13 protein-coding genes are annotated in these 14,342 nt (G+C 42.0%); all 13 read right to left on the bottom strand.

What is annotated here, in order from left to right; all coding sequences use genetic code 11:
• Positions 1-105 precede the first annotated feature (105 nt).
• The 13 genes from ME3_RS06715 to ME3_RS02855 all read right to left on the bottom strand — a co-directional run bounded on the left by ME3_RS06715 (position 106) and on the right by ME3_RS02855 (position 14,262).
• The gene (locus tag ME3_RS06715) at positions 106-3,228 is read right to left on the bottom strand and encodes a hypothetical protein (protein ID WP_007476988.1); all 3,123 of its coding nucleotides are present in this window, start codon (positions 3,226-3,228) and stop codon (positions 106-108) included.
• The gene (locus ME3_RS02910; protein WP_007476986.1) at positions 3,228-4,271 is read right to left on the bottom strand and encodes a tail fiber domain-containing protein; all 1,044 of its coding nucleotides are present in this window, start codon (positions 4,269-4,271) and stop codon (positions 3,228-3,230) included. Before ME3_RS02910 ends, ME3_RS06715 begins: the two co-directional genes overlap by 1 nt.
• Positions 4,258-4,656 (bottom strand): hypothetical protein, encoded by a 399-nt coding sequence (locus ME3_RS02905; RefSeq protein ID WP_007476984.1) that lies wholly within the window; start codon positions 4,654-4,656, stop codon positions 4,258-4,260. Before ME3_RS02905 ends, ME3_RS02910 begins: the two co-directional genes overlap by 14 nt.
• Before the next feature lie 41 nt (positions 4,657-4,697).
• Positions 4,698-6,155, bottom strand: coding sequence for a hypothetical protein (locus tag ME3_RS02900; RefSeq protein ID WP_007476982.1), 1,458 nt, complete (start codon positions 6,153-6,155; stop codon positions 4,698-4,700).
• Positions 6,155-6,850 (bottom strand): phage adaptor protein, encoded by a 696-nt coding sequence (locus ME3_RS02895; protein WP_007476980.1) that lies wholly within the window; start codon positions 6,848-6,850, stop codon positions 6,155-6,157. Before ME3_RS02895 ends, ME3_RS02900 begins: the two co-directional genes overlap by 1 nt.
• Before the next feature lie 58 nt (positions 6,851-6,908).
• Entirely contained in the window at positions 6,909-7,340 is a 432-nt protein-coding gene (locus tag ME3_RS02890) for a hypothetical protein (protein ID WP_007476978.1), read from the bottom strand.
• 28 nt (positions 7,341-7,368) lie between these two features.
• Positions 7,369-8,505 carry a N4-gp56 family major capsid protein gene (locus ME3_RS02885; protein ID WP_007476976.1) on the bottom strand — a complete coding sequence of 379 codons (1,137 nt, stop codon included), beginning with the start codon at positions 8,503-8,505 and terminating at the stop codon, positions 7,369-7,371.
• 112 nt (positions 8,506-8,617) lie between these two features.
• A complete protein-coding gene (locus ME3_RS02880; RefSeq protein WP_007476974.1) occupies positions 8,618-9,604 on the bottom strand; it encodes a hypothetical protein in 987 nt (328 codons plus the stop codon).
• 22 nt (positions 9,605-9,626) lie between these two features.
• Positions 9,627-11,669, bottom strand: coding sequence for a portal protein (locus tag ME3_RS02875; protein WP_007476972.1), 2,043 nt, complete (start codon positions 11,667-11,669; stop codon positions 9,627-9,629).
• Positions 11,654-12,979 (bottom strand): PBSX family phage terminase large subunit, encoded by a 1,326-nt coding sequence (locus ME3_RS02870; protein ID WP_007476971.1) that lies wholly within the window; start codon positions 12,977-12,979, stop codon positions 11,654-11,656. The genes ME3_RS02875 and ME3_RS02870 overlap by 16 nt, the downstream gene beginning before the upstream one ends.
• A 5-nt stretch (positions 12,980-12,984) precedes the next feature.
• Entirely contained in the window at positions 12,985-13,323 is a 339-nt protein-coding gene (locus ME3_RS02865; RefSeq protein WP_007476951.1) for a hypothetical protein, read from the bottom strand.
• Between the two features lie 346 nt (positions 13,324-13,669).
• Positions 13,670-14,065: a type II toxin-antitoxin system HicB family antitoxin gene (locus tag ME3_RS02860; RefSeq protein ID WP_007476969.1), complete on the bottom strand. Its 396-nt coding sequence runs from the start codon at positions 14,063-14,065 to the stop codon at positions 13,670-13,672.
• Complete coding sequence (locus tag ME3_RS02855; RefSeq protein WP_007476967.1) at positions 14,062-14,262, bottom strand: type II toxin-antitoxin system HicA family toxin; 201 nt, start codon at positions 14,260-14,262, stop codon at positions 14,062-14,064. Before ME3_RS02855 ends, ME3_RS02860 begins: the two co-directional genes overlap by 4 nt.
• Positions 14,263-14,342: the final 80 nt, after the last annotated feature.

Raw genomic sequence — 14,342 nt, 5'->3', positions numbered from 1 at the left:
GCAAGTAATTCCTTATTCCTTAAAGAAAACTCTCGAAGTTGTTCTGGGGTAAAGTCGCTTATATGACCAAGAACTTCAGTATTTTTATAAGGATCATTTCTTAACTCAGCCATTAGTTTGTCTCCTCCTAACGCGACTGTCACGATCAATGAATACATAACCTTCCGGAAACGCTTCTAGATTTTCATATTCCGTCATACGCGCCAGCTCATCTTGCGTTTGCTGCGCCTTATCTTGATTTTTATAAGCCTCAAGTCCGTATGCTTGTCGAACAAGATCAACTGTTATTTCTCCTTCACCAAAAAGAAGTATCCGCGTTGCATCATTGGCTTTCTTGTAAGTATCAATAATCGTTTGGAAAGATTCTTTCATCTGCTCAGCTGAAAGGTCTTGCTCTAAAGAAGCTATAGAGTTCTGCAGAGCCATAAATTCAACGTTAGATAAGTTCCCAAAGCCCGATGCTCCATTTGGCGCAAGACTTTTTATTTGTTTCAATGTATCAATTGCAATGTTGGCCTTAACAACACCAAGCATAGACTTAAATTGAGAAGCAGGTGTTCCTGGTATGAGCGATTCCCAATAACCAAACCAACCAACAGTATTCGGTTTTTTCTCAATTATTTGTTTTAATTTTTCGACCATTCCAATGAACTGGTTTGCTTTAAATTCTGATTCTGAAAATTTTATTTTTTTCTTGTTCTCTTCATCTATTCTTTTACGCTCTGCATCGCTTCCCGCAATAGGAACAGCACGTATACCATTTGGTGCATTTTCATCCTTAACATACGTATATCCAGCATCAGGCTTTGAGAGCATATTGTTAAAATCTAATCCAGATCCATCTGTCCTTTGTGTTCCCTTAAGAGGCTCAATCTTTCCCGTCTGTGTTGAGATTTGATAAGCCATATCTTGAGGCAAGCCTTGCGCTACCTTTTCTTCTGGGGTAAGTATTCTATACTCCTCCTTAAGGCCAGTAGGGCTTAGCGTATCGCTCATGATTTTCATAGCAAGGTCAGGGTTTTGTGCAATTGCTTGCGCCTCTTCATCACTATACCCTTTGGACTGTAAAACTTTTAAAACTTGCTGGCGTTGAGCTCGCTCACTATTGCCCTGGCGCAATTGAAGTGCTGCATTTGAAAAACTCTCTTGAGGCGTTTGCCCCGAAGCAAGACCAGCAAAAGAATCCATTAAACGCTCTGACAACTGCGAATTCTTAAAACGATCCCATAAAGCACCCACACTGTTGTTATCACGAGCCCCCGCATGAGCATTCCCGCCAAATAACTTTTGAAAAAAGTCTTCTTCACCATTGGCAAGCTGTTTTGGCTGCCCTTGTGAATTAATAAAGTTCTCAGGTGCATTTAAAGATTCTTGTTCTTGCTCTGACTTATCATTTGTCTGTAAAGCTTCCTGTTCATTCAAAGGCGCATTTTCATTCAAAAGCGCATTCGTCTGTAATGGCTCTCCAATAGAGCTTTTGTTGAGCTCAGCAATATAGTTCATTGTATCCTTTTGCTGTTGTGCTTCATTTTGTGAAGGCCTATCAATAGGAGAAACAAATTCAGATTGGGGCGCAAACAACACAGCATTTCCTAAAGAATTGCCCTGATAGGGGTGGGGTATATTGTTTGTCTTGATTGCATAATCTGACAAAGGGGGCATTTGACCTTTTAAATCTGCAACAGATACAATTAAATCTTTAAGCCCTTTTTTGCCCGTTTCTTTAGGTTCCTCATAATAATCATACCCCCGAATAAGATCTTGAAGAGTGATTTTTTGATATGCTCCATTTGGCGCAAGACTTTTTATTTGTTTCAATGTATCAATTGCAATGTTGGCCTTAACAACACCAAGCATAGACTTAAATTGAGAAGCAGGTGTTCCTGGTATGAGCGATTCCCAATAACCAAACCAACCAACAGTATTCGGTTTTTTCTCAATTATTTGTTTTAATTTTTCGACCATTCCAATGAACTGGTTTGCTTTAAATTCTGATTCTGAAAATTTTATTTTTTTCTTGTTCTCTTCATCTATTCTTTTACGCTCTGCATCGCTTCCAGGAATAGGTTCAGCACGTATGTTGTCATTTTCATCTTCAACATACCTATATCCAGCATCAGGCTTTGAGAGCATATTGTTACGATCTAATCCAGATCCATCTGTCCTTTGTGTTCCCTTAAGAGGCTCAATCTTTCCCGTCTGTGTTGAGACTTGGAAAGCCATATCATCGGGCAATCCGTGTACTTCCTTTTCTTCCTTCGTGAGTATTCTATACTCCTCCTTAAGGCCAGTAGGGCTTAGCGTATCGCTCATGATTTTCATAGCAAGGTCAGGGTTTTGTGCAATTGCTTGCGCCTCTTCATCACTATACCCTTTGGACTGTAAAACTTTTAAAACTTGCTGGCGTTGAGCTCGCTCACTATTGCCCTGGCGCAATTGAAGTGCTGCATTTGAAAAACTCTCTTGAGGCGTTTGCCCCGAAGCAAGACCAGCAAAAGAATCCATTAAACGCTCTGACAACTGCGAATTCTTAAAACGATCCCATAAAGCACCCACACTGTTGTTATCACGAGCCCCCGCATGAGCATTCCCGCCAAATAACTTTTGAAAAAAGTCTTCTTCACCATTGGCAAGCTGTTTTGGCTGCCCTTGTGAATTAATAAAGTTCTCAGGTGCATTTAAAGATTCTTGTTCTTGCTCTGACTTATCATTTGTCTGTAAAGCTTCCTGTTCATTCAAAGGCGCATTTTCATTCAAAAGCGCATTCGTCTGTAATGGCTCTCCAATAGAGCTTTTGTTGAGCTCAGCAATATAGTTCATTGTATCCTTTTGCTGTTGTGCTTCATTTTGTGAAGGCCTATCAATAGGAGAAACAAATTCAGATTGGGGCGCAAACAACACAGCATTTCCTAAAGAATTGCCCTGATAGGGGTGGGGTATATTGTTTGTCTTGATTGCATAATCTGACAAAGGGGGCATTTGACCTTTTAAATCCGCAACAGATACAATTAAATCTTTAAGCCCTTTTTTGCCCGTTTCTTTAGGTTCCTCATAATAATCATACCCCCGAATAAGATCTTGAAGAGTGATTTTTTGATTATAACGCCTGTCCTGTTTATTGATATGCTTAAGGAACGGGTCGTAACGGGCAATAAAAGACAGAAACCCTTTATTATTGCTACCATCTTCTTGATCCAAAGATGGATCTAACGTATCAAACCCAGACATTAAGCAACCCTTTCCATATTAAAACCAAGCTTGCTATAATCGACATGTAAAAGACCGGTAACCTCATTTAAGAAAACAGCCTCAGGGTTTGTGGCAAGAACATCTTGCGCCATCACCCCTCTATAACGATCACAGCACCCTTTGTAGTTATAATCATAGAGTTTGTGGCCATCTCTATACCCAACTTCAACAATATTTTCCTTTGCTCTTCGATCACTTAGTCCCGTAAGCCCACCAAGAATGCCCCCAACACTTCCAACCGTTGCCCATGGATTGTTTGGAACAAGTGTTGTCATTTGCCCTGTTTGTGTCCCGTAATTGCCGGCAACAGCCCCTCCTGCAGAAAGTAACTTCCCTAACTGCTCCCATTCAAGATTATTCTGTTGTTCCCATTTTTCTCGCTCTGCATCCAGTTTCTGCTGATTATTGGCATCAATCAAACTGCCCCCCGCAAGCGCATTCATATTCGCCTGACCTTGACCTTGGAAGAAATTTGAAGCCCCTGCAAGCTGGTTTTGATTAGCCTGGTCAATCAAACTATTGGCAGCCATCATATTGTTAACATCTTGGTTATATTGCTGTGCCATCGCTTGGGTTGCGATACTCCCCAATTCATTGGCAAGAACACCCGTATGCGCCCCTGAACCATAACGCCCAGCACCAGCCATTGAACTGTTAATAGAACCCGCCGTATGGTTTAATGTGTTTTGAAGGGCTTCATTAAAATAAGGGTTAGCGCCTATTTGCGCTCCAGAAGCCATGGTGTTCAAATTTTGACTTGATGAATTAGGTTTTGTTGCAAGCCCATTTAAATAGCTGTTATTATAATTTTGAGCTGTGTTGTTAAGCCCTGTGATTGCACCCAATGTCTGATTACTCAAATCGCTAACACGATCCCCTTGATAAACCTCCTTGCCACTGCCATTGTTGTAGAGATTCATCGCATCATTGGCACCAAGTTCAAAAATACCTTGTGCCCATGCAGGAGGTGCGTTTGTTTGTGTTGTGTTTTGTGTAACCTTTGGTTTTTTATTTTTTCCCATGTGAAAGCTGCTTTCTATATTCTAAAAGATTAACATAGTAGCCATGCGCTTTAAGAGATCTCTCCCATCCACGCCGACCTGTGATGACAAGCTCATCTGCCCCTTGTTCTTTGTAATAATCTTCAATATGCACGATAAGCTTGCTTAAATGCTCCCCACCTCGTCCTCCAAGGGTCACAATCACAGCACGCTTTACACCCGTGACAAGATGCTCTAACCGCGTCGTGACATGAGCCATAAAATGGTCATCCCCATCAACAATAATCCAAAGGAGCTTCTCGCCCTTTAAAATAGCGCTCAAAAGCATCTCAAGATCATAATCATCAGGAAACTTATCAATAAAATAAGTCATTGACCTTAAGATATCATGCCAATAGGGCGCCATTTGCCGAGCACTCCAGTGCTGGGTGTTATAAACTTTCAAAGTCATCTAATACCTGCAGGTTTGAGTGTTACTTCAAAACCTGTCATATGCGTCCACAGCGTGCCTTCTGGTATCCTAAGACGCAAAGCATGATAGCGTGCTCGTGAGCGAATATTATACATCGCGTGATTGTAGCCAGAACAACGCTCATCTGCCCAATGAAACTTATTGTTATGATCCAAAATAAAAGCGGCCCCAACGCTTAATAAACCATCTGTCGTATCCGCTTGAACAAAAGCCTCGCTCATCAGGTTGATCTGTCTTGTGGCGTTCCCAATCGTTTGTGAAGTAATCACCGCTTCCATTGGTGGGCCTGCAAAAAGACCAAATCTATTGTCTTGATTAAATGCCCCTAATACAGGAGCACCATTTTGCCATATCTTACTATCAAGAGAAGCGGGCAAATCTATCAGACGTTTAGAAACTTCATCGAGACCTTCTAAAGTATACCCCACTGCAAATAGGGGAAATAAAAAAAGATTATGCCCTTGAATCACACTCCATGTTTGTAAAATCCAATCATAGACATAAATATGCATACCCGAAACATCATCATTGATCGAAAAGTACACCCGTGAATAAACCGGATCAATGCATGCTTTTATGTCATCGATAGAAAAGTTATGATAAAGTGTAAAAATCGTTTTATCGACTTTACCAAAACCAATAGGCAACATCTCTCCTTCCTGATTGATCTGGTAAAAACCATCATCAGCAACAAAGAAAGTATGCTCTCCACGGCTTGCAATGGCTGTGCTGCTTTTTGCTCCTATTTTATCCTTTATTTTTGTAAAACTAAATATAATGCTCGAGCCCGGTACAAATGTCGCCCGGTAAATAGAAGAGCGCATAAAAATAAATGGGTTGGTTGCTTGTGTTGAACCTTGAACATATTCACCATCTGGAAAATCCTGATAATCACAGCTTTTTTGCCCAACAGTCCAACACTCTACATCATTTAAACCCGACCAATACACACGGTTTGGATGATCTGTAAGCTTCATCAAACAAACAAAATCACCCCAAACACGCACAATACCAGCTCGTGGAGGTTCTCCCCTCAAATCATCAAACACTTCATCCTTCTTTAAAGAAAGCACCTGGGGTGCATCATTACTATTAACAGCAATAATGTAATCGCCAAAAGAAGCAAAAGACCAAAGGGCCGTTTCATTGGCATGATAGAGCGTATCAGGCTTGCTGATATCTTTCCATCCACGCGTCCCATTATCAAACGCGTAAAGCTTGGTTGGTGAGCCCACAATAATGCGTACCCCCCCTGATGAACGCACCGCATACACACTTAAAATCTGATCGGGAAAAACTTGTGAAACAGGCGAAACAGTTGGAAAGGGAATATAAGCATTGGGTGCCGGTAAAACATTCACAATCTCATTTGAATAGCCACTGTTGATAAATGCAGTGTCTGGCCTAAATTCAGCAATGGGGACAAAAGTCATCAGAAATCCGTGTGGTGAATCTGTGCAAAGTTTTTACGCCGTGAGGTCTCAATTTGAAGCGCGTTTAACTGCTCTTGAAACATCGCAAGAGCTGTTGATGCCATCTGTGGTTCTTTGAGTATATTGGCATATAACTCATATTTTGCACGGGTTTTAATGAGCTCATAAGCCTCCAAAAACCATACACAGGCTTCTCTTACATTCTTAATGGTTTTAACACGCATAGGGCCAACAATAAGCCTGATGAAATAAGAATTATCTGGCGTTGGATAAAAAACAAGCTTTTGTGCAAAATAAGCATAGCGTGTGGGCAGGCCACGACGTGCCTCATCAAGCCCTTCAATCTCTATCGGGTCTACCCGCAAAAGCTTTGATTTACTATGATTGCTGTCCTCAATGGAGGCATCAATAATCTCAATAGCTCCGCTAATTGAGGGGTGAGCCTCATCTCCATAGCGGTTTTTGCCTTGCAATGTGGTCAAAACAAGCTCACGGCTTTCATTGAAGTAAAAGGAAAAACGTTCACAAAAGCGTATAGCCGAAAATATCGCATTTTGGACCTGATCAACATATTCATTGGTTTGATCATCAACCTCATCTTGAATATCACCTACCATCTGAATAAAATTTTGATCATGAGGAAAAATCTCCCTTTTTATCTCAAGGGGGCCAGCTGTCTGGATCGTAATAGCCATGAATGTTCTTCCCAATATTTAAAAAAAAGGGGACGTAAGGAACAAACGCCCCCCTCTTTTAACGATTTGTGTAAAACTCAACAATGATCTCAGCAGCCCCTTTAGAGCTTTGCTTGTCTCGTGTAACATAAATCGTATTTTCAAACTCAAGGGGAACGCGGCGCGCCTTTAAAGGCACGGCAATCTCTTTGACATCCTCTTCTTCAAGCACTTGGCTCCCATAATCACTGCCTCCTGGCTTTTTACCAATCATGATAGTGGCCCCTTCAAAGTCTGTCAGCGTATAAATAGTGATGCTTTTAATCAAAGCACCACGCGGTAAAACACCAACCGATCTGGTAAGCCCTGTGTCGCTTGCTTGAAGGAGCGCACGAAAAAAGCTCACCTGCTGGGTATGAACATTACGCCCTTGTAAAACAGGGGGCATACCCTCATCAGTTGTTTCTACAAGCTCAACGAAAGTCTGTGCAATAGAAGGTTGTTTTGTCATAATGAAATCCTACTCATTTTATCAATGTTTATACGTTATCTTCAGAAAAAGATGGGATGACAATGGTGCCAAAGTCCTGTGCCCCCTGATCAGAATAAGGTAAACTATAGCGTGATTTTTTCATGCCAATAATGGTTTTGGCAGCCACACCAAACTCACGTTCATAATCAAACACCTCTTCCACTAATTTATAGCGTGTTGCTCCAGTTCCTTTTGTTTCACCATTGCTGCGTCCATAAGCTATGATGACACTTTGTGCACCAAGCAAAACAGCACGTCGAACGGATAAAACTGGCTCTTTGGTCTTTGAATCAACCCCATGAGGCAGATGGGCAGCTTCACGCAAAACAACACCATTATACATCCCCAATGACCCATCAAAAATGGGGTTTTTCATACGGCTTCCATTATAAACTGCCTTGGTAATATCAAGCCATTGACCTGCATCTGTATTGGTGCGCAATTGGGTCACTTGTGTTGGGTGAAGATACAAAACATAGACACTGTCTCCATTAACACGAACCGGTCTAATCTTAGGGTTAGCCAGTTTTGCGCGCTGCACAGCTTGATCAATCAATTTCAGATTAAAGACATCCTCTTTTACAAGCGTCTCATCCGTTTTTTTCTGATTTGGGCGAATAACACGCTTACTACTTGGCTCTAAGGGGGCATTAAAACCATAATGCACGGGTTTAAGAGTTATGGTATGCCCTTCAAACTTCATCCAGGGCGCTGTATAGCCTGTCGCTTGAATAAAGAACATCATACTTAAACGGTCTGCATACCAATCAACAAGTCCATCCTTTGCTTCATTACGAAGGTTAAATAAAACACGTTGCTGATCGATTGTTCCTTCATTTTTAACACGTACAGCATGGACAAGCTCATTAACCAGTATCTTATCATTCATAAACTGGAGCGCTTCTTCATTACCCTCTAGCGTTTGGCCTTCGCTAACACCATCACCCATAAGTTGGGCCCGTAATCCAATTGTGATTGAATCACCGGCTGATTTTCCTAATTCATCCTTCACTTGGATGATACTATTTTTATCTTTCCCCATAAGCGGTGTAATAGACAATGCTTTTGAGGTCTCTACATTGAGCACCTTAGCCCAAGTGCTCACCGCTAATGGGTCATTGATATTGATTTGTGTTGTTGCCATTTTAAAAATGCCTTTCTTCATTTTGGTTAAAAAATTGCCGCACTTTTACGGCATAACCAAGCAACATCACTTGGTTATCTCTCATGAGCTAGGGGTAGGGAGCGCATGTCTTTTACGCCCTGCTCATAACTTGTTTCCACTTTTCAGGATTTTTCTCATACCATGCTGCAAATTCAGTCTCTGACATGGAAGAAAGCGTTTTTTGATCAACACCCCCGGTTGGGGCTTGCCCCCCACGGGCTGCCAATGTGCGTGCTGCTGTCGTGCGTTCTTGAAGAGCACTCACATCATCTCTCATCTGTGGGCCAGGGTATCCAGACTTCTTTGCTTTTCGCACAAGAAATTCCACAGGGTTCTCACCTGTCTTTTGGCATCGCTTACATATCTCGCGCAATTGAGTGCCAAGTTGTTCTTGTCTTACCGCAGGATCATTAAGTTGCGGAAATATACTGGCATTTTCTTTCAAATCATTGTCTGCATACTCATAAAGATAATCCATAATATGATCTAAGTCGGGGTATTTATCTTGAACTTGTGCCTTGGCTGCTTCAAAATAATCTCCCAATTGCTGACGTTCATAATACTCTTGATTGACGCGCTCTTGTTGCTCTCTTATGCTTGAATATTCATGAAACAACCTTTGCTGTTCTTGCACCTTCTGACCAATCCATGCCATATACGCCTTGGGATCATTTTCTAAGGAAGGAACATTTTCTTCAAAACGGCGTGTAATTTCTTGCTGCATGGCGGCATATTTTTGTGCCATCTCCAGTGCAAGCTCACGAGCCTGAGCAGCATCTTGCTCCGCTTTTTGACGTGCTTGACGCTCTTGTTCTACAACACCATAATGAGCCTGACCATAATGAGCCTGCTCAGACTCTTTCTCACCACTCCCTTGACCAGACTGCTCTTGAGGGACCTCTTCTACAGCTTGCTGCTCAGATACCTCATATAATCCATCTGCCTCATCTTCTCCACCTGCTTTAATAACCTCACCATCTTGCTCAAGCTTTTCAGCTTGCACGCTCTCAACAGCATAATCGCTTGCACATTGCGCATCATAAAGGGCTTGTTCTTCGGGGGTTAATTTTTCTTCCATTTTTAGTTCCTTTTCGTTTAAGTTAAATTTTGCCTCTCATGGTTGCTGCTCGATAATTTTCAAGCTCTATTTGTAATGCTTTGATTTGCATCTCTCGCTGGGTTATCTCATTTCTTGCTCTTTGCATTTCAAGCTGCATACGTGCTTGTTCTTGTTTTAAGAAAAGCTCAATATTCTTTTGCTGCAGTGCTGCTTGTTTGCTTTGGGCATCCAGTTGATTGAGCACGCCTTTTGCCTGAGTTTCTTGTTGAATGGCTGCAACTTTTGCTTGTTGCTCTGGGCTTAATTGCGGCCCTTGGTTTTGCATCATCATCTGCTGTTGTTGCTGTTGCATTTGTGCTTGCTGTGCTTTGGCTGTCAAACTTGCCACAAGGGTTGCTGGCAATGGCGAGAGCTTTAAAAGATCAGGGATCATATCAGGCGTTAAGAAACTCCCAAGCAACGGCAACATCTGAGTAATGGCTGCAAATGTTCTCTCTTTTTCATTCGGACTGCTTGGGGAATCATCAACAATAATGTCATACTCAAGGGGGGTGATCGCCTCACGCGTTAAAGGCACATACTCAGCCTTCTCTGGTCCAGAAATACGTATCAAGCGACCATCGGAAAGATAGTTTTGAATCAGATAAAGAATGATCTTGCCTTGGCGGCACCGATAAAGCTTTAAATTATCAAATAAACCTGCAAGCAAATTAAGTGTTGACTGGCGGCGTGTATTTTCCAACACATTGGCCTGATTAACCTCCCTTGTTCCTATAAACTCCGCAGATAATCCTGTCACATGGGTAATCGCCTCACATGACTCATTGAACAGTTGAAAAAAACCATTGGGAAATTCTGCACGCGGCTTAGTCTGTATTCTTCCACCCGTCAAAGCACCACTTTTAAGCCACGTGATCGTATCAGCCTTTGCCCAGCTCTCCATCGCTTGGCGATCATCATCAAAAGCACCCCGTTCAGCCATAATCCCGCCTTTGGCTTGGCTATTGAGGATATACATCACTTGACTAAAATATTTATTCGACCATCTTTGTGGGTCTTTTGCAGGTCTGACAATGCCATAAAACTGGTTTTTAAGCTTATCCAACGTGCCTGTAATGCACTCCCACCCAAGTTGCCCATCAGGTGCTAAGGGTTTGTCAGGCTTGCTTAAAAGACGACGCCCCAAAAAAGCACGTTTGACCACCTTCTTATGAAAGCTCGCTCCTTGGATTTGCGGCACAAGCATTTGCAGCTGTTCAAACTCTTGGGCACTATAATCACGCATCTGACCCGTTTCAAGATCTTGTGCTTTGTAATAAGCCTCATATTCAAACCAACGACACTCAACAAGCGTGACATAGCGTTTCCATGAAACAACCTCTATTCCATCACCCTGATCACTATAAGCATCAAGACAAACATGATAGGCTTCAAGATCGCTTGTAGGATCAATAGCAAAATCAGCATTCAGATCTTCAAAAGCCACATTGGGAAACAAGCTTTTGGCATCCTCAATGGGTTTGCGATCAACATACCACATACGCTGTGCATCAACCAGATTAGGCCTTACAGCATTCACATCCCACACCATCTTGAGTGGATCTAAACGTCTTACTGTGGGTTTGCCTTCTGGGTTTGTTTCATAATCAAGCCGTGTATCTGTCCACCCCATACCGCAAATGACCATATCTTGAAAGGCATCGGAATCGGCATATTCAGCTTCAGCTTCATCACGAAACCACTCTGCTGCCCCGGTGAGCAATTCATTGGATATGGCTGCACCAACTTGTCTTGGTTGAAACTGTACTTCCCGTTTATTATTACGTTCTGCTCCAACAATGGCATTGACCAAAGGAGCAATACGGTTAAACGTCATCACGGGGCGCCGCTGGGCTTTTAAAACAGCTAAATCTTCTTTTGCCCATTGACGTCCATTATAAAAGTCAAAGTCTTCACGCGCTTGCTCTCGCCATTTATTGACATGCTCAATATCTGCCCCGTACCAAGACTTAAGGCGTCTATAAAGCCCATCATCATCAAGACTTGTCGTCTTTTGTACATCGTTTTCTAAAATGCCATCCATGATGCCGTTTCTCTTTCTGTTGCGCTGTAACGCTCTGGTTTTGATGGAGTATGGGGTGCTTCATAAACAGTGCACATCAAACCAAAGGCATCGGCTCCATGACTTGCCCAGTCATGTTGAGCCCCCAAACCAATGGCGCGCTTTTCATCCCATTTTTCGTGATACCAATTTAACGCCTTACGGCCAGCAACCGTTGTTTCCTCATGAAACCAAACACAAGGTAAAATACGACGCACCGCTTCAATGCGCATCTTAACAGCCCCTGCCCCTTGATTGGGCACAATCTGTGTGTCAAAACCAGCCTCATTTAAAGCACTCTCAAAGCTCACATTGTAAACACGGTCTCTTGTCGCACCATCATGAGGAAGCACCATCAGTGCCTTGTCATAACCATGGCAACGCAACCATCCTATATGCTCAGATAAGGGTTGACCTTGCGCTTCATAATAATCAAGCACCCTGATCTCCCTGCCCACAAACTGTGCAATCCAGATAGCCGTTGCATCAGCTTTTGCTCCCGTGCCCCCAATATCCCAAAAAGCACGAATGGGCATTAAAGGATCACGTGCAACACGCCCTATTCGTCCCTCTTGTTCTGCAGCTAACATTTCCTTTTGGAAATAAGCCCCTTGCACAGCTTTAAGATAATCACCCTCCCAAATATGCTTATAGCTCTCAGGACGGTTTTGAAGATCATCAAGGCGTACTCTTTGCAGCTTTTGGGGAAACAAAGGATTATCAGACCAGTTAATTTCTACTCCTTTAATGTTTTCATCTTTTGTAAAACGAAAGCGTCTTTCAACAGGGGCATTCTCACGCAATGGATTCCACGTCACCCAAAGCTCTGCACGCCAGCCCTCTCCTTCTTCTCGAAGTGTCGGTATCAGTGTTTGCCAAGCCGTTTCAGTCACAGGTTCTGCTTCATCAACCCAACAAAGCAAAATACGCCCCATCGACTTAATGCTGGCAATATTGCGATCAAGCCCTGAAAACTGAAAGGATATACGTCCATCTTTCGACTTAATGGACAACTCTCCAACACAGTAATAATCCTTTAAAAAATCATAACTCTCAATTGCTCGTTTAATCTCTTGTAATGAACTCTCAGCAAGCGAATTTTGAAACTGGCGGGCACAAAGGATAATCCCTGAGATCCCACCCATCCCATATTCATAGCCCTTTAAAGCTGCCATTAAGGCAAAAGACCTCGTCTTTCCTGATCCACGTCCTCCCCACGCAGCACGCACATCTGCAAAACCTTGAAACAAGGGAATTAATTTCTCGATGATCACAACTTGAGCTGTCGCCATCTCAATCACCCTGAAACAGCATCATTGTCCTTGATAACAGGCGCTACAATCTCAACACGGGTAATCATCTTGATGGCTTCATTATTTTCACCGGTAACCTGCAAAGGTAAGATCTTGCCCAACAAGGCTAAATAAGCAGCTGGGCACTTTAAAGCCTGGCGTTCAAGATAAGAGATCAATCCTTCAGTGCCATATTTGCTACCAGCCTGTTCTGCTGCTTTAATCACTGCCTCTTTAAGAATGCGCGTTGTCTTATTGGGAACACCTTTCACACGCCCTGCTCCTGCATTAGGCGGTCTCACCTTCACACAATTATCTGAGCCAGTATCTGAGCCAGATGCCATCGCAGTTTCCTTCTCAAGGATCTAAACAAAAAAAGACCTCACTCTCGAGGACAAAGAGGAGGTCAATTAATGTCAATAAATAAAAATGAATAAACTGGATTATCCTAACAAAAAACCCCGCATTCGCAGGGCTTTCCGTAGCATAGAAAGAAATAAAAACTGTATTATAAACTAATTTTAGGCACAGTACGACTAGTACCGCAGTGTCATTTAATACAATTCATACCACTATGTCAACTAAAAAATCACGATCTAGTATTTTTTTATCTCAATCAAACTAAATATGCTATTTCTAAGCGTAAATGGTTGTAGAAAAAAGGCTGTAAGTTTTTTCACATTTAATTGCCTAAATGTTAAGTTCATGACGTGCTGCCGTTGCTAAAAAAGCAGACCGTGTTAAGCCTCTTTCTTGTGCACAATCATCAATCGCACGCAGGAGCCCTCGTTCAATTGATATATTCATACGCACCACTTCTGAATCATTTTCAATAAATGGAACCTGTATTAAAAAAGCTCCTTCCGACAAAGCTATTTTGACAATTTCTTTCTGTATCACTTCTTCAAATTTTAAAGGAGTTGGCAACTTATCCATTTCTTCGCAATATAGTTGTAGAGCTTCTGTTGCATTAGCAATAAGATTTTCTTCCTGATCAGAAGCAGAAAATAGCCCTTCAAAATCAGGAAACTGAACACCAAAAGCAGAATCTTCATCCTTGTGAACAAGAGCAAAAAATCTTTTCATTCTTCTTTTCCTTTTTTTAACCAGCCCGCTTGTTGTGCAATGGAACGCGCTGTACCAATTGGAAGGTCTTTTTTAGGATGGGGAACAATAATTACTTGGCCATTTTTTTTAAATTTATGATGAGAACCTTTTACTTTAATAAGTTCAAAGCCGTCACATTTTAATTTTGCAATGATTTTTCGGCTATCTTGTTCCATTTTATATACTCATAATGTGTAAATATATACACAATTTTATTGATTTTGAATCTGATGTCAATTTTTTTATTAGCAATCAA

This window comes from Bartonella melophagi K-2C (assembly GCF_000278255.1).
GTDB lineage: Bacteria > Pseudomonadota > Alphaproteobacteria > Rhizobiales > Rhizobiaceae > Bartonella > Bartonella melophagi.
The sequence above is the reverse complement of the archived record's forward strand: the minus strand, read 5'-3'. Positions and strand labels throughout refer to the sequence as shown.

What these genes read in the sequence shown, in the direction of transcription:
- ME3_RS06715 (WP_007476988.1), bottom strand. Translation starts at nt 3,228, where the DNA reads ATGTCTGGGTTTGATACGTTAGATCCATCTTTGGATCAAGAAGATGGT.
- ME3_RS02910 (WP_007476986.1), bottom strand. Translation starts at nt 4,271, where the DNA reads ATGGGAAAAAATAAAAAACCAAAGGTTACACAAAACACAACACAAACA.
- ME3_RS02905 (WP_007476984.1), bottom strand. Translation starts at nt 4,656, where the DNA reads ATGGCGCCCTATTGGCATGATATCTTAAGGTCAATGACTTATTTTATT.
- ME3_RS02900 (WP_007476982.1), bottom strand. Translation starts at nt 6,155, where the DNA reads ATGACTTTTGTCCCCATTGCTGAATTTAGGCCAGACACTGCATTTATC.
- ME3_RS02895 (WP_007476980.1), bottom strand. Translation starts at nt 6,850, where the DNA reads ATGGCTATTACGATCCAGACAGCTGGCCCCCTTGAGATAAAAAGGGAG.
- ME3_RS02890 (WP_007476978.1), bottom strand. Translation starts at nt 7,340, where the DNA reads ATGACAAAACAACCTTCTATTGCACAGACTTTCGTTGAGCTTGTAGAA.
- ME3_RS02885 (WP_007476976.1), bottom strand. Translation starts at nt 8,505, where the DNA reads ATGGCAACAACACAAATCAATATCAATGACCCATTAGCGGTGAGCACT.
- ME3_RS02880 (WP_007476974.1), bottom strand. Translation starts at nt 9,604, where the DNA reads ATGGAAGAAAAATTAACCCCCGAAGAACAAGCCCTTTATGATGCGCAA.
- ME3_RS02875 (WP_007476972.1), bottom strand. Translation starts at nt 11,669, where the DNA reads ATGGATGGCATTTTAGAAAACGATGTACAAAAGACGACAAGTCTTGAT.
- ME3_RS02870 (WP_007476971.1), bottom strand. Translation starts at nt 12,979, where the DNA reads ATGGCGACAGCTCAAGTTGTGATCATCGAGAAATTAATTCCCTTGTTT.
- ME3_RS02865 (WP_007476951.1), bottom strand. Translation starts at nt 13,323, where the DNA reads ATGGCATCTGGCTCAGATACTGGCTCAGATAATTGTGTGAAGGTGAGA.
- ME3_RS02860 (WP_007476969.1), bottom strand. Translation starts at nt 14,065, where the DNA reads ATGAAAAGATTTTTTGCTCTTGTTCACAAGGATGAAGATTCTGCTTTT.
- ME3_RS02855 (WP_007476967.1), bottom strand. Translation starts at nt 14,262, where the DNA reads ATGGAACAAGATAGCCGAAAAATCATTGCAAAATTAAAATGTGACGGC.